The organism is Variovorax sp. YR752, assembly GCF_943372545.1.
This window is the reverse complement of record NZ_CALRZC010000048.1, coordinates 21,056-43,305: the sequence shown is the minus strand read 5'-3', so window position 1 is coordinate 43,305 and position 22,250 is coordinate 21,056. Positions and strand designations below refer to the sequence as shown.

Genomic DNA, 22,250 nt, shown 5'->3' with positions numbered 1-22,250 from the left:
ACAAATTCCAACCGCCGCAGGCGCGAAGCGCCTGCGGCGGCCCACTGGCCGAGCGCAGCGATGGCCCGTTTGGTATCCAAACCCCTTCTGTATGCGCCGAGGAGCGCAGCGTTTCGCGGATCAGGGCTCGCCCTTGTTTGAGCGAAGCGAGTTTGGGCGAGACCCCGCGAAACGTGAGCACCGCAGGTTGCCCGCAGCGACGCGGAGGGACGCAGACAGTAGGGTCGCCTTTCTTTTGCCTACGTTTCTTTGGCGAAGCAAAGAAAAGTAGGTCGCCCGCCGGGGCGAGACCCGGCCCCGGAAAGCAAACCAAAAACGGCGTTCACCCAGCAGGAGCAGGTCAATGACCGACAACGCCCCTCCACCCGAAGACGACCGCACCCGAGTCGTCTCACGCACTCCCACAACCGAAGCTGACACAGGCGGCGCCACCGTCATCACCGCCGGCGGCTTCACCACAGCCTCAGGCACCCCAGTCAACAGCCCAGCAACAGCAACCCACGACGCAGGCCTCCTCCCCGTAGGCAGCCGCCTGGCCGAATTCGAAGTCACCCGAGTCGTAGGCCAAGGCGGCTTCGGCGTCGTCTACGAAGCCTGGGACCACACCCTAGAACGCGTAGTAGCCATCAAGGAATACCTCCCCACATCGCTATCGACAAGACAGCAAGACGGCACCGTAGTCCCCTTGTCAGAAAGACACAGAGAAACCTTCGACCTAGGCATGCGCAGCTTCATCAACGAAGCCCGCCTCCTCGCCCAGTTCGACCACCCCTCGCTACTCAAGGTCTACCGCTTCTGGCAAGAAAAGGGCACCACCTACATGGTCATGCCCTTCTACAAGGGCGACACCTTGCGAGAAGCACTCGTAGCCATCCCGGCAGGCGTCGACGAAGCCTGGCTCACCCGCATCATGGACGGCGTCACGCAGGCCCTCGCCGTGATGCACAGCGCCAACTGCTACCACCGCGACATCGCCCCCGACAACATCATCCTGCTCGAAGGCTCCGGCCGCCCCGTGGTGCTCGACTTCGGCGCCGCGCGCCGCGTGATCACCGACAAGACGCAGGCGATCACCGTCATCCTCAAGCCCGGTTACGCGCCCATCGAGCAGTACGCCGAGATGCCCGACATGTCGCAGGGCGCGTGGACCGACGTCTACGCGCTCGCCGCCGTGATGCACGTCGCGGTGTGCGGCCGTGCGCCGCCGCCGTCGGTGGCGCGGCTGCTGTCCGACAGCTACGTGCCGCTCGCGGGCAACGACATCCTGCGCCAGCGCTACAGCGACCGGCTGCTCGCCGCGATCGATGCGGGCCTGGGCGTGCGGCCCGAAGCGCGGCCGCAGTCGATGGCCGAGCTGCGCGCGGCGCTGGGCCTCGAAGTCGGCCACAGCATCGCACCCACGCCGCGCACCGTGCCGCCGTCGGGTGCACGAAGCAGTCAGTCGGGTGCCGATGCACCCACCGTGATCGGCACGGCCCACATGCCGAAGCCCATCGCCGCCAAGGCACCTGTCTCCAACAACAGCAAGAGCAGCGGCAGCAACAACAAGGCCGTCCTCGGCGCAGTCGCCGCTGCCGTGCTGCTCGCCGCAGCAGGCGGCGGATGGTGGTTCCTCGGCCGCACAGGCGGCGAAGGCGATGCAGGCAAGACGGCGCAAACCGCCACACCCGCACCACCCCCCGACACCCCCACCCAGGTCGCCGAGGCCCCACCGCCGCCTCCACCCCCGCCGCCCCCCAAGCCACGCACCCCCATCGAATCCCTGCAATCCCTCGCGGCCGGTGCCGCCCCGGGCTTCGAGGTCACGGCCACGCCGAAGAAGGCCGAGGTCGCCATCGGCAAGGACAAGCTGGCCTTCGAAGTGCGCAGCAAGCGCGACGGCTTCGTCTACGTGTTCCTGCTGTCCAGCGGCGGCGAGATGTTTCTGCTGTTCCCGAATCTGCTCGACAAGTACAACAAGATCACCGCCAACGCCGCGCTCGCGCTGCCGCGCGCCTCCTGGCCGATGGACGCCGGCGGGCCGGCCGGCACCAACCAGTTCGCGGTGCTCGTGAGCGAGCACGAGCGCGACTTCGGCGCCTCGGGCGTGCAGAACGAAGGCGTGTTCCCGCAGTTCCCGCTGCCGGTGCTCGCGGCACTCGAAGCCACACGCGGCACGGGGCCGTCGCCGCTGTTGGGCAAACCGGTGTGCGCGCCGGGCGCTCCGCCGTGCAACGACGTCTATGGCGTCGCGAATTTCAAAATCGTCGAGAAGTAATCGTCTGTAGAGCGTCGGCCGCTTTCGGCCCCCTTTCCACGACCCGACCAGGAGACTTTCATGCACACGTCACCGTCGCCGCACTTCGCGCTTCCCCTCTGCCGAACGGCCGCCGTGGTCGCGCTGGCACTGCTGGCCGCCTGCGCCAACACGCCGCCGTCCGCCACGGGCACAGCCGCCACGCCGACCGCCACGACCGACCCCGCGACCGCACCGGCCCGTCCCACCGGCGGCAGCGTGGCCGGGCAGGCGCGCACCTTCTCGACCCAGCTCGCCACCTACACCTCGGTCGGCTTCGACGCCGTGCCGGGCTGGGCGCGCGACGACTTCTCGGAAAGCTGGCCGGCGTTTCTGGGCAGCTGCAAGGTGCTCAACGGCCGCGGCGCCGAGTGGAAGGAGGTGTGCGACCGCGCGCTGAAGGTCGACGGCAAGAGCACGCAGGCGATCCGCGGCTTCTTCGAAAGCGAGTTCTCGGCGTACCAGATCCGCGACGACGACCGCAAGCCCGACGGCGTGGTCACCGGCTACTTCGAGCCCGAGATCGCGGGCAGCCGCACCTACGTCGCGCCATTCATCTACCCGGTCTACGGCCAGCCCGAGGACATGCTGTTCGTCGATGCGCGCAAGCTCCCGGCCGGCAGCGGCACGGTGGCCGCGAAGGTCGAGGGCCGCAACGTGATCGTGCAGACCGGCCTGAACACGCGCGACATGGGCGCGCCGGGCCTGTACGCGCTCGACCTCTCGGCCATCACCCGCGACACGCTCGACCGCAAGGTGCGCCTGCGCATCGACGGCAAGCGCCTGCTGCCGTACTACACGCGCGAAGAGATCGAGACCAAGGGCGCGCCCAACGCCAAGGTGCTGGCCTTCGTGAGCAGCGCCACCGCGCTGTACGAGATGCAGATCCAGGGCTCGGGCCGCATCAAGCTGCCCAGCGGCGAGATCGTGCGCGTGGCCTATGCCGAGCAGAACGGCCAGCCGTTCCGCCCGACCATCGCGCAGGCCGCCAACGGCAAGCCGCGCAGCGCCGTGAAGGTGCGCGGCGGCTCGCTCGAGCTGACGCTGGACGACGGCGACGACGAAGACACGGGCGCCATCGACAACAGCGTGATCCGCACGCGCGGCTTCACGCTGGCACGGCCCACGTCCAGCGGCGCGGTGGTGGTGCCGGGCCGTCGCACGGCCGGCGCGGTGGCCGGCTCCGGCATCAAGGACCCGAGCTACGTGTTCTTCAAGGAATCGACCTCGCCCGCGGGCGGCCCGGTGGGTGCCTTCGGCGTGCCGCTGTCGGCCGGCCGTTCGATCGCGGTCGATCCGCGCAGCACACCGCTGGGCTACCCGGTGTTCGTGTCGACGCGCACGCCCGGCAGCGGCGCGCCCATGCAGCGCCTGACCATCGCGCAGGACACCGGCGGCGCGATCCGCGGCGCGGTGCGGGCCGACTACTTCTTTGGCAACGGCCAGCAGGCCGCCACCAACGCGCGCCGCATGAAGGAGCGCGGGCAGCTGTGGATCTTGCTGCCGCGCGGCCTTGCGGTGGCGCAGGCGGCGGTGTCGGGGGCGATCCGCACGCGCGGTGGTCCGGTCGGCGCCAACCTGCCGCAATGCCTCGTTCCAAGCGAAGGCGTCTGCGTCGACGACTGACTCCACTTTTCTCGAACCCCTTGGCCCTTCATGCAGGAAACCCTTTCGTCCGCAGAAAGTTCTGAACTCGTCCGCCTCTGGCGGCGACGGCAGACGCTGTCCTCGGACGACATGGGCACCATGTACCGCATCGTGGGCGATGCGCTCGTGGCCTGCAATCCGCCCGAGCTGCAGGTGCTGGGCGAGGGGCGGCAGGAGCTGGTGGCGCAGTTCATCTACGTGAAGGTGCTGCGGCTCGACGCCGACCCCGACGAGTCGGAAGAGCGCGCGGGCCACAGCGCACCTTCCACCGCCTTCGCACTGTGCGCGTACTTCCGCCGCTACCTCATCGACTGCACGCGCGCCAGCGCGTTCCGCCGCAAGGTGTCCATCGGCGACCAGATCACCGAGGTCCAGCTCGAAGACGAACTCGGCCCGGGCGAAGACCTCGAGGGTTGCCTGGCCGAGCACGGCTTGAGCGCGCAGGCCGTGCAGCTGGCGGCGCGCGCCTTCATTGCCGGGCTGCCCGAGCCCGAGCGCATCCTGCTGTGCGAGGGCTTCGGGCAGGAGGCCGAGGGCGGGCTGTCGGGCATCGCCTCGCGCCACGCCATCGCCTCGTACCACTACCGCGCTGGCCGGCTGGGCCTCGTGCACAAGCGCGAAGGGCTGGGCGCCGGCTATGCGCAGACCCGCATCGGCAGCTGGATCGGCCAGACCCTGGGCATTGCCCTCGAGGCCGACAACATGGCGGCGATCCTGCAGGTTTTCAAAATCCTCGGAGCTGAAGCGTCTTATGTCTGAAGACATAGCCATTCAGGAACAGACGCCATGACCACCGACCTCTGGCCCCCGCTCAGCGTGATCCGCCATGCGTTCGAAACCGGCGCGCCGCCGGGCGATGCCCCACCGGGCGTTGCCACCGTCGCGATGCCGCACAGCAGCAGCGCGAGCGCGGGCACGCCCGTCGTGTCGGACCTGCTGCTCCCTTTGACCGAATTGGCCCGGCGCCGCGAGGCTGTCGCCCGGCGCGCCTTCACTGCGCGCTGGGCGCCGGGCCGCCTCGTGAGCGTGGTGCACGACGGGCGCCTGCTCGGCGTGCTGCTCGACCGCTGCATCCACGGCGATCTCTGGCAGGGCTGGATGGCCGCCGGCGAGCCCGACTGGGCCTCCGACTTCGACGTGCTGCTCGAGCCCGACGACGAGCCCTTCGAGCCGATGTTCGGCGTGATCCAGGCCTGGAACGTGCTCACGCTCGAACCCAGCCCGCAGCTGGCCGCGCGCGTGCTCGGCGAGGTGTCGGCCACGCGGCTGGCCGCGATCCGCGCGGTGCACGACGAATGGGCCGCGCACGCGGTGCCCACCATTTCACCGGAGCCAGGGCGCATTGCGCTGCGCGCCGTGGGCGGTGCGTTCTCGGTGCTGTCGGGCACGCCGCTCGGGCCGCAGGACCCGCGTGTCGACTACCAGGCGCTGTACCGCGATGCGGGTTTGCAACTCGGTCGTGCGTTGGCGCAACCGCAGGACGAAACGCCCGCCGCACCATCGCCATCGCCCGCCCGGCCACTGCCACGGCCCGAAGACGGCTGGTGGGGCAGCATCCGCCGCTGGTTCGGCGCCGAAGGCTGGGCGCGCCCAGCCTTTGCGGCGGTGGCGCTGTTCGCGGTGATCCAGAACGTGGGGCTCATCGGCGGGCGGAGCACCACCGAAGACGACGACGTGCGCTTTCGCTCGGTGCCTGTGGCGCCTGTCGCGGCGCAGGCGAATCTGGTCGTGCGCTGGAAGGACGGCGTGCGCATCGATGAAGCCGATCGCCTGCTGCGCACGATGTCGGCCGAAGTGGTCGGCGGGCCGGGGCCGAACGGCGTCTGGCGGTTGCGCGTGGCCGATCCGGTCGGCGACTTGTCGGTGCTTGCGGCGTCGCCGTTGGTTGCATCAGCCGGACCGGCTTCGGAACAACGATGACACGCGCCGCGCGGCCCCCGTCTTTCTCCCTCCCCCGCTGGGGGAGGGCGGGGGTGGGGGCAAGCGGCGCATCCATCGGGCGCTCTGCCCGCCCCCATCCCAACCTTCCCCCAGCGGGGGAAGGAGCGATGCGGGTGCTCGGCTTGCAGGTGCTGTGGATGCTGGCGCTGCTCGTCTGCGGCAGCACCGCCTTCGCCACCCAGCGCGCCTTGCTCGTCGGCGTCTCCGAACTCGTCAACCAGCCGCAGGCCCTGTGGCTGCAGGCGCCGCGCAACGACGTGATGCTCATGCGCGATGCCTTGCTGAAGCAGGGCTTCACCGTGCCCGACATCGCCGTGCTCGCCGACGGTGTGCCCGGCGCCGCGCTGCCCGAATCGCAGGCCATCCACGAGGCGCTGGCGCGGCTGCTCGCGCAGTCGGCCAGCGGCGACTTCGTGCTGCTGTATTTCTCCGGCCATGGCACGCGCCTGCGCGACGTGGCCAAGCGCTACCAGGAGCCCGACGGCCTGTCCGAGAACTTCCTCGCGCGCGACGTGCGCGGCACGCTCGGCGCCGACGCCGCACTCAGCGGCGACCTGCGCGACGTCGACTTCGACGCCTGGATCCAGGCCTTCCTCGCGAAGAACGTGTTCGTCGCCTCGGTGTTCGACACCTGCTCCGCCAACTCCATGACGCGCGGCACGGGCGATGCGCCCGCGACCGCCGAAGGCCCGGCCGACGACGAGGTGCGCTGGCGCGGCCTGCGCACGACGCAGCTCACAGGCGGTGGGGCACCCGCACGCTCCCTTTCTCCGCCAGTAGTGAACGACGCCGTGCCGCGCGCCCGCTACGTGGCGTTGTTCGCGTCCGAGAGCCACCAGATCACGCCCGAGCTGCGCCTGCCGCGCAAGGCGCGCAGCGCCCGGCCGCAGGGCCTGCTGACCTGGGCCGTGGTCGAGTCGCTGGCGCGCAAGCCCGCCACCTGGCGCGACCTGTTCGACGGCGTGCTCGCGCTGTACCCACCGGTCATCGACGAGCTCGCGCAGCGCTTTCCCACGCGCGAGCTGCCGTCGCCCGTGGCCGAGGGCAACCTCGATGCGCCGCTGTTTGCCAACAGCGGCGCGCCCGCGTCCACGCGCCCCGTGTGGAGTGCACAACGCAGCGGCGACAGCCTGGCCGTCAAGGCCGGCCTGCTCGACGGCCTGGCGGCGCTGCAGGAGGTGCGCGTGCTCGCGACGCTCGACGACGGCACCGTGCGCCGCGCACCGGCCGCCATCGCACAGATCAAGCTCGGCGGCGCTTGGCTCGCCGTGCCCGCGGCGTTGAAGGACCTGCCGGGCAGCGCCTTCTGGAGCGTCACGCCGGTCACCGAGCCGGCCGCGACGGCCCTGCGCGTGCGCGCCGACAAGGCGCTGCCCGCCGGCCTGAGCCTCGACTACCCGGCGGCGATCCGCCTGGCCGACGATCCCGCGAGCGCCGACGTGCGCTGGACCGACCTCGGCCCCGCAGGCCATCGCCTCGAAGCGCTCGCGCCCGTGTTCGGCACCGCCGCTTCAGCCGTCGTGGTGCCCGACGTGGCCGCGCTGCGCCGCCGCCTCCAGGCCCTGGCGCAGCTCAAGTGGCTGGCCCAGTTGCAGGCCCATGCGAAGGGCGGTCAGCTCGACGGTTTCGATGCGGCGCTCGAAGTCTGGAGCGCCGACCGGCTGCTGCGCAGCGTGCCGGTCGCCGAGGCCGCGAGCGTGCTGCCTGCATTGCGGGCAGGGGAGCGCGTGCGCCTGAACGTGCGCAACACCAGCGGCCGTTCGCTCGACCTCGTCATCACCGGCATCGACGCGCGCGGCGCGCTGCAGGCGGTGTACCCCGACGGGGCCGGCGAAACCAACCGCTTCAAGCGCGGCACGCCCGAGCAGCCGGCGGTCAAGCGTTTCGATCTGCCCTGGCTCGACACAGCCGGCGAGGCGCGCCTGCTCGTCATGGCGGTGCCGGCCGCGCCCCACAGCGCGCCGCGCCTGTTCGGCGTGGCCGCCGCGGCGCAGGCCGATGTGTCGGAAGTGCGCGTGCGCGGCGGCCAGCCACCGGCCGCCAGCGGCGAGCGCCAGGTGTTCGCGGCCTTGCTGCGCAGGAGCGGCAGCAGCAGCGCTGCCACGGCAGACGGTGGGGCGCGGCCATGAGGCGGGCGCGCGTGGTGCCGGTTCAGTTGATTTCTTTGTCCGAATCCGGAGGTTGATATGGCATTTCTCGAAGACGGCTCCTGGAGCCCCGAAGACGCACGGCAGTTCTACGAACTGATCGGCACCGGCTCGGCCGAGACCGACCTGGTCATGATGATCGAGAGCAAGGGCTCGCCCGTCGAGGGCGAACTCGAACGCGTCTTCGACGACGGCAAGGCGCGCCTGAACATCGGCGGCTACTACTGGTCGGTGCAGGTGCCCGAGTCGTCTGCACAGAACCAGGTCGTGCCCAACAACTTGGTCGTCGCGCGCCGCAGCGACGCGGCCACGGCCACGCTCGCCAGCCTGCTGCGCGCGCAGGAAAAAGACCTGAAGGTCGTCATCAGCGCCTACAAGGCCGGCGGCGATCCGCAATCGCCCGAGGCGCAATCGACCTTCGAGATGTCGCTGGAAAACGCGCGCATCTGCCGGCTGGTGCTCAACTCCGGCGGCCACTGGGGCGTGCCCTCGGAGCTGGTCTCCATCAGCTACCGCACGGTGAAGATCAAGTCGGCCCCGCAGAAGACCAGCGGCGCGCGCGGCGCGGTGCGCGAATGCCAGTTCACCCGGACCTGATTCCGAACGCCTCCAGGAGCACTACGCCATGACGACGACCGCCGCAGACTTCCTCAAGGCCGCCGACCCGGTGGCCGCTCTCAAGGCCCTGAGCGACGATGTGCGCGCCAAACCCTCCGACGCCAAGCACCGCGTCTTCATGGCGCAGTTGCTGTGCGTGCTCGGGCAGTGGGAGCGCGCGCTCAACCAGCTCACCGTCGCGGCCGAGCTCGACGCGCTCGCCGTTCCCATGAAGCAGGTGTACGGCGAGGCCGTGCGCTGCGAAGGCCTGCGCGCCGAGGTGTTCGCCGGCACGCGCACGCCGATGATCTTCGGCCAGCCCGATGAATGGCTGGCACTGCTCATCGAATCGCTGCTGCGGCAAGGCCGCGGCGAGAGCGGGCTGGCCGAAGACCTGCGCCAGCGCGCCTTCGACGGCGCACCCGCCATCGCCGGCACCATCGATGGCGTGCCCTTCGAATGGCTGGCCGACGCCGACATGCGCCTGGGCCCGGTGCTCGAGGCCTTCGTCAACGGCAAGTACTACTGGATTCCCTACGCGCGGCTTGCGCACATCAAGATCGAACCGCCCGAAGACCTGCGCGACTGCGTCTGGATGCCCGCGCACCTGCAGTTCGAGAACGGCGGCGAAACGCTGGCGCTCATTCCCACGCGCTACGAAGGCACCGAGGCGCAGGAAGACGGCGAGCTGCGCCTGGCGCGCAAGACCGAGTGGCGCGAGCTGCGCCCCGAGGTCTGGGCCGGCTACGGCCAGCGTGTGCTCGGCAGCGATGCCGGCGAGTACGCGCTGATGGACGTGCGCGAAATTCTCTTCACGCCCGCCGCCGCCGACACGGCCGAGGGCGGTGAAGAAAGCAGCGGCGGTGGCTGAACTCACCGCGCAGGAGCGGCTGCAGCCCTCGCTGCTCGACCGCCTCGTCGACCACGCGCCCGATGAAAAGCGCGAGGGCGACGACAAGCGCACGCTCACCAAGCAGGCGCTGCGCCAGGCCGTGCTGCGCGACCTCGGCTGGCTCTTCAATGCCACGGGGCACGGCCTCTCGATGGATGACAAGCAGCACCCGAATGCCGCGCGCTCCGTCATCAACTACGGATTGCCTATGCTGTCTGGCCAGTTCACCTCGTCGGTGCAGCGTGTCAGCATGGAACAGGCTTTGAAGAACGCAATCCTGCAGTTCGAGCCGCGCATTTTGTCCCGCACACTCGAAGTCGAACTCGTCATGGAAGGCCCGGCCCTGGAGTCCCACAACAGCATCGGCCTGCAGATCCGCGGCATGCTGTGGGCGCAGCCCGTGCCGCTCGAGTTCCTGATGCGAAGCCGCGTCGATCTGGAAGAAGGACGCATCGAGATCGTGGACATGGCGCAAAACCCAAGGTAAGTCCGACATGGACCCTCGGCTGCTGAGCCTGTACGAGCAGGAACTGCGCTACTTCCGCGAAAGCGCCGCCGAGTTCGCGCGCGCTTTTCCGAAGATCGCGCACCGCCTGGGCATCGAAGGCCAGGAAGTCGCCGACCCGTACGTGGAGCGGCTGATCGAGGCCACGGCCTTTCTCTCGGCGCGCGTGGGCCTGAAGCTCGACGCCGAATACCCGCGCTTCACGGGCCACCTGCTCGACATCGTCTACCCGCACTTCCTGGCGCCCACGCCGGCCATGACGGTGGTGTCGTTCGTGCCCGACCCGGAAGACGCCAACCTCGCGGCCGGCCCCACGTTGCCGCGCGGTGCCGGCCTGCGTGCGCGCCAGGCCGTGGGGCAGAACACGCACTGCGAGTTCCGCACCGCCGCCGCGCTGCGCATCTGGCCGATCGAGGTGCAGCGTGCCCAGTACTTCACCTATGCGCCCGACCTGCCGTTGAACACGCATCCGCAGTCGCGCGCCATCCGCGGCGGCCTGCGCATCGCGTTGCGCGCCACGGCGGGTCTGGACTTCAGCCAGATCGGGCTCGACGACCTGGTGCTGCATTTCGGCGGCGCGGAAGACGTGGCCTGGCAGCTGCACGAATGCGCGCTGGGCCAGCCCATCGGCGTGTGGGTGCGACCGCTCACGGCCAGTGGCGCCTTGCAGGGCACGGCGCGCAGCCTGCCGGGCAGCGCCATTGGCGCGGTCGGCTTCGAGGACGACGAGGCCCTGCTGCCGGTCACGGCCACGGGCTTCTCGGGCTTCCGGCTGCTGCAGGAGTACTTCGCGTTTCCGCAGCGCTTCCAGTTCGTGCGCATCGGCGGGCTGCAGGCGCTGCTCGCGACGATGCCGGTGACCGACATCGAGATCGTGCTGCTGTTCTCGCGCGGCGATGCGGCGCTCGAGAAGCTGGTGAGCGCCGACAACGTGCAGCTGCACTGCGTGCCCGCCGTCAACCTGTTCACCAAGCGGCTCGACCGCGTGCCCGTGACCGAGGGCGTGAGCCAGCTCCACCTCGTGCCCGACCGCACGCGGCCGCAGGACTTCGAGGTGCACACCGTCACCGAGGTCATCGGTCACGGCGCGCCCGGTGCCGACGCCGCGGTGGCCGAGCAACCGTTCCGGCCGTTCTACTCGGCCTTCCACGGCAGCCGCAACAGCCATCCGGCTTACTTCACGACCACGCGCGAGCCGCGCATGCTCTCGGTGCGCCAGCGCACCGAAGGCCATCGCAGCAGCCACATCGGCTCCGAGGTCTACATGCAGATCGTCGACCCGCAGCAGGCGCCGTATGCCGCCACGCTGCGCCAGCTCGCCGTGACCGCGCTGTGCACCAACCGCGACCTGCCGCTGCTGATGCCGCTGGGCCGCGAGAACGACTTCGACTGCGTCGATTCCTTTCCCGTGCAGCGCGTGCGCATGGTGCGCGGGCCGTCGCGGCCGGTGTCGCCGGTCGTGAGTCAGGGGCTGGGCTGGCGCGTGGTCGATCACCTGGCGCTCAACTACCTGTCGCTGTCCGACAGCACGCCGGAGCAGGGCGCCGCCGCGCTGCGCGAGACGCTCATGCTCTACGCCGTGCATGCCGACGAGATGCGCCAGGGCCAGGTGCGCGGGCTGCTGTCGGTGAAGAGCAAGTCCGTCGCGCGGCGCCTGCCGCTCGCGGGCCCGATCGCCTTCGGGCGCGGGCTCGAAGTGACGCTCGAAGTCGACAAGGACGCCTTCCACGGCCACAGCGCCTTCCTGTTCGGCGCCGTGCTCGCGCAGTTTCTCGCGCGCCATGTCGAGGTGAATCACTTCGTCGAGACCGTGCTGCGTGTCGCCGGCAAGGGCGAAGCCATGCGCTGGAGGCCGCTGTGCGGGACACGACAGATTCTGTGAGCACGCGAGTGGACAACGCGCTGCGCGGGTGGTCGGCGCAGCCGTGGGACTTCGATTACTTCGCGGTGATGCGCCGCCTCGAATCCGTCGCGAAGACCACACCGCGCTGGGGTCGCGCCTTGCTGCCCAGCGCCGAGCCGGTGCGCGTGGGGCAGGAACCGTCGCTCTCGTTCGCGCCCGCCAGCTTCAGCCGCTTCGAGCCCGCCACCGCCTATTCGCCGCCGCGCCTGCGACAGCACTTCTTCGGCTACATCGGCCCCAACGGACCGCTGCCGGTGCACCTGAGCGACTTCATCCGCGAGCGCAGCCTGAACCACGGCGATCCGACCTGGCTGGCTTTTCTCGACACCTTCTCGCACCGCTTCTCGCTGCACTTCTACCGCGCGTGGGCGCAGTCGCGTCCGGCCGTGGCGCTCGACCGGCCCGGTGAAGACCGCTTCCGCCTGCAGGTCGGCGCGCTGATCGGCATCGGCACGCCGGGGCGCATCGACCGCGACGAGATCCATGACGACGCGCGCCTGCATTTTTCGGGCTGGCTCGCACGCCGCGTGCACAACGCGGAAAGCGTGGAGTCGGTGCTGTGCAGTTATTTCGGCGTGCCGGTGAAGCTGGAGCGCTGGGTCGGCCACTGGATGCGCCTGCCGACGGACGACCTCACGCGGCTGGGGCAGGGCGAGAGCTCGCGCTCGATGGGCATGGGCGCGATGCTCGGCACGCGCGCGTGGGACCGCCAGCACCGCGTGCGCCTGCACCTGGGACCGCTCACAGTCGAGCAGTACCGCATGTTCTTACCTATCGGCGACGCGCAGCCCGTGCTGCAGCGCTGGATGCAGCAGCTGCTCGGCGACACCCTCGAATGGGACGCCGAGCTGGTGCTCGAAAAAGCACAGGTGCCGTCCACGCGCCTGGGCCAGGCCCGGGGCAACGGCCCGCGCCTGGGCTGGGTCTCGTGGCTCGGCGAACGCCCGCGCACGCGCGATGCGGCGGACGTGCGCATTGCCAGTCAGCCGTCGAGGGCGCGCCTGCCGCAGCCCGCCTCCTTTCAATAAACCCCTCTTCATTCGTTCAGAAGAGATACGGAGTCCTCCATGAGTGAAATCAGCCGCACCGCCCTCTTCGGCAAACTCAACTCGCTGGCCTACAAGGCCATCGAGGGCGCCACCGTCTTCTGCAAGATGCGGGGCAATCCGTATGTGGAGCTGGAGCACTGGTTCGCCCAGCTGCTGCAGGCACAGGACTCCGACCTGCACCGCGTGATCCAGCACTACGGGCTCGACGTGTCGGTGATCGCGAAAGACATGACGGCCGCGCTCGACCGCCTGCCGCGCGGCGCCACCGCCATCAGCGATTTTTCGCCGCACATCGAGAACGCCATCGAGCGCGCCTGGACCTACGCCACGCTGCAGTTCGGCGAGGCGCAGGTGCGCACCGGCTACATCGTGGTCGCCATGCTGAAGACGCAGAGCCTGCGCAACCCGCTGTTCAATCTCTCGAAGCAGTTCGAGAAGATCAAGGTCGAAGACCTGGCCGACAACTTCCCGAAGATTTGCGACGCCTCGCCCGAAGCGCAGATGCGCGCCCAGGACGGCACCGGCATGGGCAGCGGCACACCCGGCGAAGACTCGGGCGCCATGGCGCCGGCCGCCATGGGCAAGGGCGACGCCCTCAAGAAATTTGCTGTCGACCTCACGGAGAAAGCCAAGAAGGGAGAGATGGACCCGGTGACCGGGCGGGACGAGGAAATCCGCCAGATCGTCGACATCCTCATGCGCCGCCGCCAGAACAACCCGCTGCTCACGGGTGAGGCGGGTGTGGGCAAGACCGCGGTGGTGGAAGGCTTCGCGCAGCGCCTGGCACGCGGCGACGTGCCGCCGCAGCTCAAAGACGTGAAGCTGCTCACGCTTGACATCGGCCTCTTGCAAGCGGGCGCGAGCATGAAGGGCGAGTTCGAGCAGCGCCTGCGCCAGGTGATCGACGAAGTGCAGAGTTCGCCGACGCCGATCATTTTGTTCATCGACGAGATCCACACGCTCGTCGGTGCGGGCGGCGCGGCCGGCACCGGCGATGCGGCCAACCTGCTCAAGCCTGCACTGGCGCGCGGCAACCTGCGCACCATCGGCGCCACCACCTGGGCCGAGTACAAGAAGTACATCGAGAAAGACCCGGCGCTCACCCGGCGTTTCCAGGTCGTGCAGGTGCCAGAGCCCGACGAAGTCAAGGCGATCCTGATGCTGCGCGGCGTGGCCAGCGTGCTCGAGAAGCACCACCGCGTGCAGCTGCTCGACGAGGCGATCGAAGCCGCGGTGAAGCTGAGTCATCGCTACATTCCCGCGCGCCAGTTGCCCGACAAGGCCGTGAGCCTGCTCGACACGGCCTGCGCGCGCGTGGCCGTGAGCCAGCACGCGACACCGCCCGAAGTGGAAGACTGCATGCGCCGCATCGAAGGGCTCACGGTCGAGCAGGAGATCATCGGCCGCGAGGCCACCATCGGCATCGACGTGACCAAGCGCTCGGCGCAGGTCGAAGCCTTGCTCGTCGAATCGAAGCTGCAGCTCGAAGGGCTGAATGCGCGCTGGCAGGAAGAGAAAGGGCTGGTCGATCGGCTGCTCGAACTGCGCAGCAAGCTGCGTGCGGGCAACAAGCCGGTCGATGCGCCCGCGAACGGCGAAGCCGCCGCAGAGCCCGCGGAAGCCGGTCCCGACCGCGCCACGCTGCTCGCCGAGCTGCACGAACTGCAGGCCAAGATCCATGCGGTGCAAGGCGAGTCCCCGCTGATCCTTCCGTCGGTCGATGAGCAGGCCGTGGCCTCCGTCGTCGCCGACTGGACCGGCATTCCCGTCGGCCGCATGGTCAAGAACGAAGTCGAAGCGGTGCTCAAGCTCGCCGACACGCTGAACCAGCGCGTCATCGGCCAGAAGCATGGCCTCGAGATGATCGCGCGCCGCATCCAGACCTCGCGTGCGCGGCTGGACAACCCGCAGAAACCCATCGGCGTGTTCATGCTCTGCGGCACCTCGGGCGTGGGCAAGACCGAGACCGCACTGGCACTGGCCGAGGCCCTGTACGGTGGCGAGCAGAACATCATCACCATCAACATGAGCGAGTTCCAGGAGGCGCACACCGTCTCCACGCTCAAGGGCGCGCCGCCGGGCTACGTGGGTTATGGCGAGGGCGGCATCCTGACCGAGGCCGTGCGCCGCCGTCCCTACAGCGTGGTGCTGCTCGACGAAGTGGAAAAGGCCCACCCCGACGTGCACGAGATCTTCTTCCAGGTCTTCGACAAGGGCTGGATGGAAGACGGCGAGGGCCGCATGATCGATTTCAAGAACACGATCATCCTGCTCACCACCAACGCCGGCAGCGAGCTCGTGATGAGCATGTGCCGCGACCCGGAGCTGCTGCCCGATTCGAACGCACTGGCCGATGCGCTCAAGGCGCCGCTCATGAAGGTGTTCCCGCCCGCGCTGCTGGGCCGCATCGTCACCATTCCTTATTACCCGCTGTCGCCGGACATGATGAAGAAGATCGTGCGGCTGCAGCTGGGCCGCATCAAGAAGCGCGTGGAGACCAACCACGGCGTGCCCTTCGAATACACCGAGGCGGTGATCGAGCAGGTGGTGGCGCGCTGCCAGGACCCGGAGTCGGGCGGGCGCGTGATCGACGCGATCCTGACCAACACCGTGCTGCCCACCATTTCGGTCGAGTACCTGCAACGCCTGGCCTCCGGCGGCGAGATCCGCCGTGTCGCGCTCGACGTGAAGGACGCCGACTTCACCTACGCGTTCGACTGAGCACCCCGCAGCGAGACGCTCCACTTCCGAGAGACCCAAGATGGCCGACCACGAGTTCCGCATCGAGAGCGATTCGCCCGCCAAGGACGACCTGATGTTCTGGCGCATCGTCGGGCACGAGGCGCTGGCGCGCCCCGCGGCCTACGAGCTCACCGTGCTGTCGAAGAACAAGGACCTCGCCGCCAAGGACATCCTGGGCCACGCCTTCGACGTCGTCATCGCGTTCCAGGACGCCGACGGCGGCGCGCACGAGCGGCATTGCCAGGGCCATGCCGTGCGCTTCGTGCGCGCGGGCCACATGGGGCGGCACTACGAGTACCGCATCACGCTGCGCTCGTGGTTCTGGCTGCTCACCAAGCGCGCCAACTCGCGCATCCACCAGGAAAAGAAGGTGCTCGAAGTGCTCGACGCGGTGTTCGAGGACAGCCCGATCAAGCGCTTCAAGAAGACCAAGGCCACCAACGTCATCGGCACGCACAACCCGCGCCGCTACTGCGTGCAGCACCAGGAGAGCGACTACCAGTTCCTGTCGCGCCTGCTGGAAGACGAGGGCATCTACTACTGGTTCGACGCGCACGACGCGCCCGGCACCATGCACCTGTCGGACGCCAGCGACATGGCGCACGACAAACTGCCCGCGACCGATACGCTGCGCCACATGGCGGTCAACGCGGCCGAGCCGCGCTTCAACGAGATCTCGCGCTGGGTCAGCGCGCGGCAGTTCGACACCGGCAAGCATGCGTCGCGCGACAGCGACTTCAAGGCCATCAAGAAGAAGCTGGGCGCCGACATCGACAGTTCCGACGAGCACGAACTCGCGGAGTTCGAGATGTTCGAGTTTCCCGGCGGCTACTTCACCGGCGGCGACGCCGAGACGCGCGCCAAGCTGCGCGGCGACGAACTCAACGCGCGCCGCGACCGCCACTGGGCGCTCACACCGTGGCCCGACGTCGCGGCCGGACGCAGCTTCAAGTACGAGGACGACCCCGACGGCACGCGCAACGGCGAGTACGTGATCGCCGCCTGCACCTTCATCGCCAGCCACCGCGGCTACGAAGGCGTGAGCGCCAGCGCGGCGGCGCAGCCCGTGCAGCGCGCGCTGGCCGACGTGCTGCGGGACGACGCCGTGAACGCCGACACCCTGCCGGTGCTGGAAGAGTTGATCGCCGCCACGCCCGCGCTGGCCGCCGCGCAGACCGGCAGCAGCATCTTCCTGCTCACCGTGATGCCGGTCGACCGCCCGTTCCGTGCGCCGCGCCTCACGCCGCGCGTGACCATGCCCGGCCCGCAGACGGCGATCGTGGTCGGTCCCAAGGGCGACGAGCTGCACGTGGACGACCACGGCCGCGTGAAGGTGCACTTTCACTGGGACCGCTACGACGAGAGCAACGAGAAGTCGACCTGCTGGGTGCGCGTGTCGCAACCCTGGGGCGGCAAGGGCTGGGGCGGCTACTTCGCGCCGCGCATCGGCCAGGAGGTGATCGTCGACTTTCTCAACGGCGACCCCGACCGCCCGGTGATCGTGGGCCGCGTCTACAACGACGACCAGCCCATTCCGTACAAGTCGCCCACGCAGAGCGGCTTCCGGACCCGGTCCACGCCGGGCGGCGGCGTGAACAACTACAACGAGATCATGTTCGAGGACAAGAAGGGCGAGGAGAACATCAACATCCACGCCGAGAAGAACATGAGCCGCAGCGTGGAGCTGGACGACTCCACTACGGTGGACCGCGACCAGACCGTGACCGTGAAGCGCGACCAGACCTCCACGGTCGTGCGGGACCGCAAGACGACGGTGGAGAACAACGACACCACGATCATCCAGAAGTTCCAGAAGCTCACGGTCGGCAAGAACCAGGACAACCATGTGGTGGGCTACCAGACCACGAATGTCGACATCGACCATGCGTTGCTGGTGAAGGGCCATCACAAGATCCAGTCCGACGGCAACCGCACCGACATCACGGGCGGCAACGAGACGCGCACGGTCACGGGCACGCAGACCGTCACGGTGCAGGGCGGAGTGAAGTACAAGGCCCCGACCATGGTCTTCGAAGCGGGGCACATGGAGTTCAAGGTGACCGGCGGCAACTCGATGAAGATCGATGCCAATGCCGCACCGTATGCCGCGGCGTTCCAGAAGTACACGCTGGTGAGCAACACCGAGCTCAACATGGTGGCCATCGGCAACATCAACACCGTGTCGGTGGGCTCGAACACCACGGTGCTCGGCCCCAACACCAGCGGCTACATCGGCAACAACACCGACTTCAATCTCGGCGTCGCCCGCTCGACCTTCATGGGGCTGAGCATGGACAACGCGCTGGGCATCGCGATGTCGAACTTCCTCGGGTTGAAGGTCGACAACACCTTGGCCATCAGCATGGAATCGGTGGCCGGCCTCAAGATCGAGCGGGACGGCACCTCGGTGCGGCAGGCCCCGCTGCATTCGATCATGCCGGGCGCCGGGGCCGGGGCGGGCACCGCCGCGACGGGTGCCATGGCCACCGCCGGGACGGTGGGGGCAGTCGCGAGCCTTGCGTACGGTGCCGTTTCCATGATCAGCGGCGCGGCGTCCCTGGGTTCCCAGTACGCCGACGCGAGGAAGTTGATGAACGAAATTCTCTCGAGCAGCGACATCGACCGCATCCCCGGCATGCGCGGACGGCTGGAGCGCATGCGCAATCTGGTGAGCACCAATCTCAACGACGGCGCCCTCACGGTCGCGACGGTGGGCACCGGCGGCGCGGTGCTGGCACTGCTGGGCATGATCCCCGGCGTCGACGCCGTGGGCAGCGAACGCGGCGCCGGCGAGCTGCTCGGCCGCGATGACGCCGGCAACCCCACCCATCCCAACGGCTGATCGGGAAGAAGGCCAGCGCGCAAACCACCATGCAAGTCGTCAAACCCCAGGCTGTCTGCCTGAGCACCCGGCCGATCGAGTACCGCAAGCGCTTCGGCCTGTGCGTGACGGCCATGCTGCACGTGCCGTTCGAGCAAGCCGAGGGCGGCACGCTGTGGGGCGAGCAGTCGGCCTGGAACTTCATCGGACGCGAGATGGCGGTGCCGCTGGTCGACGAAGGCGTGGCCAAGCTCACGCCCGAGTTCCTCGTGCACGGCCAGGCCTTTCCTCCCGCTGAAAGCCCGAGCGCCTGCGCGGTGCGCGCGCGGCTGGGCAGCCGCAGCAAGACCCTGCTCGTCTTCGGCGATCGCCACTGGGAGGGCACGAAGGCCAGCGCGCCGCTGCCGTTCGACGCCATGCCCATCGACGCCGCGCATGCCTATGGGGGCCCCGCGGTGCCGGCCAACCCCGAGGGCATCGGCGCAGCGCCCGAGGGCGGGCGCCACCGGTTGCCCCACATCGAGCGGCCCGACCAGCCCTTGCGCGATCCGGCACAGCCTGTGGCGCCCGCCGGCTTCGGCCTGCGGGGGCCGATGCATCCGGAGCGCGCGCGTTTTCGCGGCACCTACGACGCGGACTACCTCAAGGCGCACGCGCCGGGCTTCGCGCCCGACCTGGACTGGCGCTACTTCAATCTCGCTCCCGAGGACCAATGGTTCGACGCCCCGCTGCGCGGCGACGAGCCTTTCCAGTTCGATCACATGCATCCGCAGAAGCCGCGGCTCGAAGGCCGGCTGCCCGGCCTGCGCGCGCGCGTGTTCGCCGACTACCGCGCCGTCGGCGCCGCCGAGCCGCGCCTGCGCGAAGTGCCGCTGCGCCTGACGACGGTCTGGTTCTTTCCGCATGCCGAACGGGCGCTGCTGCTGTTCCAGGGGCTGGCCGAGGTGGCCACCGACGACGGCTCCGACGTGCACGGACTGCTCGGCGCCGTCGAACGTGTCGATGCGTCGCGGCCCGACGCCCACTACCTCGATGCGCTGGCGCGACGCGCCGATCCGCGATGGGGCGGGGTCGAATGCCTGGACGACAGCGACCTGCTGCCCGAGGGCCTGGACGCGGTGGACCCCGAGGCCGAGCGGGCCGCCGAGGCCTTCGCGAGCCAGGGCCTGCAGGCGCAGGCGCAATACCGCCGCGCCGAGATCGATGTGGCCCTCGCACGGGAAGAGGTGCGCGCCAGCGGCCGCGACCCGGATGCGATGGGCATCGTCATGCCGCCGCGTGAAGAGCCCCCAGCGCCGGCGCAGCGCGTGGCCTATCTGAAGCAGAAGCTGCAGGAGGCCGAAGCGCAGAAGCTGGCGGCCGTCGACGATGCGCTCGACGCCCTCGAGCAGGCGGTGGCGGCGCGCAAGGCGAACCCGGCCATGAAGCCCATCGAGCATCGGGGGCCGCCGCTCTTCAATGCCGATGTGGCGCTGGCACAGCTCCAGGGTGCGAACGCCGGCGCGACCGGCACGTTCGACCTCGCGGCCGTGCATGGCCAGTTGCTGCAGCAGGAAGCGATGGAGCGGCTGGGCTATCTGCAGGGCGCGCACGCGCAGCAGCCCGCACCCGCGATGCAGGCGGCGCAGGCCCAGACGCTGAAGGACGGCATGAAGCAGGCGCTGGCCGGCGGGCTGCGGTTCTTCGGCGGCATGGACTTCACCGGCGCCGACTTCTCGGGGCTGGACCTGCGCGATGTCAATTTCGCCGGCGCGTGGCTCGAGAGCGTGGACTTCGGAAAAGCCAACGTGTCGGGCGCGAACTTCACGGCGGCGGTGCTGGCGCATGCGAACCTCGACGGCGCGATCGGCATCCGGGCCATCCTCCAGGGCGCCAACCTGGGTTGCACGCGCTGGCAGGGCGCGGTGTTCGACGAGGCCGATTTCAGCGCGACGCAGCTGTCGCACGCCAACCTGGGTGGCCTCTCGCTGCGACGCGCCAGGATGAAGGGCGCCATGCTGATCGGCACGCGCTGGGACGGCACCGATGCGCACGGGCTGCAGGCGCCCGAGCAGCTGTTCTACCGGCTGTCGCTGCCGGGCCTCTCGATCGCCGAGGCCGATCTCGCGGGCTGCCAGTTCGTCGAGTGCGACCTCACGGGGGCCGACTTCCGCGAGGCCCACCTGGCCCAGGCCAACCTGATCACCTGCAAGCTGACCGGCGCCCGCTTTGGCGGTGCACGCGGCACGGGCATGGTGTTCGCCCAGCACTGCGACCTGGCCGACGCGGATTTTTCCGGAGCCCGGATGCAGGGCGCCAACTTCGGCGCCGCGGACATGTCGCGCGCGCGGATGCTCGGCAGCGTGCTCGACGGCGCCAACCTGTGCGAGGCCCGGCTGCCCGACAGCGATTGGCGGCTGGCCTCGGCCAAGGGCGCGTTGCTGCGCCGGACCGTGCTGCGGGGCGCCAGGCTGGCGGGCGTGAACTTCAGCGAGGCGATCCTGCAGCACGCGGACCTGCGTGGCTGCGACTTGCGCAACAGCAACCTGTTCGCGGCCGACCTGTCGCGCGCACGGCTCGACGGCGACGTGCGCTTCGACGGGGCCCTGCTGCAGCGCGCGCGCACATGGCCGCGGCTCACGCCCGAGCAGCAGGCCGCGGGCGCATGAGGACGCCGCCGCCATGATGAACACCACCACGCTGACCCTGGCCGTGCTGCTCGGCGAGTCGATTGCCGGGCTCGACCTGTCGGGCGGTCATTTTTCGAATGCACAGCTGGCCGGCGGGCTGTTCGACCGGGTGAACTTCGCGAAAGCCGATCTGCGCGGGGCCGACCTGCGCGAGGTCGTGTTCAACCAATGCGACCTGCGCGGCGCGCTGCTGGGCGGGGCGCGGCTGCAGCGCGCCGTGTTCAACCAGTGCCTGATGGACCACATCGACCTGCACGGGGCTGGCCTGCACGCGGCCGTGTTGAGCGAGTGCCAGGCGCCTCATGCAAACCTGTCGGATGCCGACCTGAGCATGCTCGCCTGCACCAAGACCCGCCTCGATCACGCGATGTTGCGCGGTGCGCTGCTGGATGCCAGCGTGCTCACCGAGAGCAGCCTGGTCGACCTGGGGGCCGAATCGACGCGCTGGACGCACGTGACCGTGGTCGGCTGCGATCTGCGCCATGTGGCGTGGCGCGGTGCCCACCTGCTGCGCGTGGCGTTCTCCACCACGCAGCTGGCCGGCGTGTCGTTCGACGGCGTCGCGCTCGAGAGCTGCCAGTTCGCGGGCGCCGACCTGCGCGGTGCCCAGTTCAGCGGAGCGCCGCTGCGCCAGTGCAACTTCCAGGGCGCCACGCTCGACGAGGCGCGCTTCGACCGCATCGACGCGCCCCTGGCCCTGTTCTGCGAGGCCCAGGGAGCCGGCGTCGATTTCTCCAGTGCCGTGCTGACGCAGGCACTGTTCACCGGTGCCAAGCTGCCGCAGGCGAACTTCAGCGGCGCGCGCCTGCACCAGGCGCATTTCGCCGGCGCCGTGCTGGACCGGGCGCGCTTCAACGGGGCGGACCTCACGTACGCCGACCTGCGCCACGCGCACCTGCACCAGGCCGACCTGCGCGGTGCGACCCTCGCGCGCACCTGCCTGCACCGGGCCCTGACCGACGAGGCGCAGATCGAGGACCGCTCCCGCGCGATCGAAACCGATCCCGAGTTGGCCCAGGCCGAAGATTGGCGCCCCCTGCCGGCCTGAGGCGCCACCGGCCG

The 22,250-nt window shown here is 69.5% G+C and carries 14 protein-coding genes; all 14 read left to right on the top strand.

The features are described from left to right. Nucleotides 1-343 precede the first annotated feature (343 nt). The 14 genes from AAG801_RS13915 (at nt 344) to AAG801_RS13850 (ending at nt 22,236) form a co-directional block, all read left to right on the top strand. Complete coding sequence (locus AAG801_RS13915; RefSeq protein WP_341888898.1) at nt 344-2,257, top strand: serine/threonine-protein kinase; 1,914 nt, start codon at nt 344-346, stop codon at nt 2,255-2,257. A gap of 60 nt (nt 2,258-2,317) precedes the next feature. Further along, nucleotides 2,318-3,901 (top strand): murein transglycosylase A, encoded by a 1,584-nt coding sequence (locus AAG801_RS13910; protein WP_341888897.1) that lies wholly within the window; start codon nt 2,318-2,320, stop codon nt 3,899-3,901. Nucleotides 3,902-4,012: 111 nt separating this feature from the next. Then, a complete protein-coding gene (locus tag AAG801_RS13905; protein ID WP_341888896.1) occupies nt 4,013-4,681 on the top strand; it encodes a hypothetical protein in 669 nt (222 codons plus the stop codon). A gap of 27 nt (nt 4,682-4,708) precedes the next feature. Next, nucleotides 4,709-5,842, top strand: coding sequence for a hypothetical protein (locus AAG801_RS13900; protein WP_341888895.1), 1,134 nt, complete (start codon nt 4,709-4,711; stop codon nt 5,840-5,842). A 128-nt stretch (nt 5,843-5,970) separates the two neighbouring features. Next, nucleotides 5,971-7,992, top strand: coding sequence for a caspase family protein (locus tag AAG801_RS13895; protein ID WP_341888894.1), 2,022 nt, complete (start codon nt 5,971-5,973; stop codon nt 7,990-7,992). A gap of 57 nt (nt 7,993-8,049) precedes the next feature. Then, on the top strand, nt 8,050-8,607 hold the full coding sequence (locus tag AAG801_RS13890) for a type VI secretion system tube protein Hcp (RefSeq protein WP_101488406.1): 558 nt from the start codon (nt 8,050-8,052) through the stop codon (nt 8,605-8,607). Nucleotides 8,608-8,635: 28 nt separating this feature from the next. Further along, the gene (locus tag AAG801_RS13885; protein WP_341888893.1) at nt 8,636-9,478 is read left to right on the top strand and encodes a type VI secretion system accessory protein TagJ; all 843 of its coding nucleotides are present in this window, start codon (nt 8,636-8,638) and stop codon (nt 9,476-9,478) included. Next, entirely contained in the window at nt 9,471-9,986 is a 516-nt protein-coding gene (gene tssE / locus AAG801_RS13880) for a type VI secretion system baseplate subunit TssE (RefSeq protein WP_062481207.1), read from the top strand. The genes AAG801_RS13885 and tssE overlap by 8 nt, the downstream gene beginning before the upstream one ends. Nucleotides 9,987-9,993: 7 nt before the next feature. Beyond that, the gene (gene tssF / locus AAG801_RS13875; protein WP_341888892.1) at nt 9,994-11,886 is read left to right on the top strand and encodes a type VI secretion system baseplate subunit TssF; all 1,893 of its coding nucleotides are present in this window, start codon (nt 9,994-9,996) and stop codon (nt 11,884-11,886) included. After that, nucleotides 11,883-12,935: a type VI secretion system baseplate subunit TssG gene (gene tssG, locus AAG801_RS13870; RefSeq protein ID WP_341888891.1), complete on the top strand. Its 1,053-nt coding sequence runs from the start codon at nt 11,883-11,885 to the stop codon at nt 12,933-12,935. The genes tssF and tssG overlap by 4 nt, the downstream gene beginning before the upstream one ends. 39 nt (nt 12,936-12,974) lie before the next feature. Further along, nucleotides 12,975-15,677 (top strand): type VI secretion system ATPase TssH, encoded by a 2,703-nt coding sequence (gene tssH / locus AAG801_RS13865; RefSeq protein ID WP_101488409.1) that lies wholly within the window; start codon nt 12,975-12,977, stop codon nt 15,675-15,677. A gap of 40 nt (nt 15,678-15,717) precedes the next feature. Then, nucleotides 15,718-18,540, top strand: coding sequence for a type VI secretion system tip protein TssI/VgrG (gene tssI / locus AAG801_RS13860; RefSeq protein WP_192194725.1), 2,823 nt, complete (start codon nt 15,718-15,720; stop codon nt 18,538-18,540). Between the two features lie 29 nt (nt 18,541-18,569). Beyond that, nucleotides 18,570-21,167, top strand: a complete 2,598-nt coding sequence (locus AAG801_RS13855; RefSeq protein WP_341888890.1) for a DUF2169 domain-containing protein — start codon at nt 18,570-18,572, stop codon at nt 21,165-21,167. Nucleotides 21,168-21,180: 13 nt separating this feature from the next. Continuing rightward, nucleotides 21,181-22,236, top strand: coding sequence for a pentapeptide repeat-containing protein (locus tag AAG801_RS13850; RefSeq protein ID WP_341888889.1), 1,056 nt, complete (start codon nt 21,181-21,183; stop codon nt 22,234-22,236). The last annotated feature ends 14 nt before the right edge of the window (nt 22,237-22,250 follow it).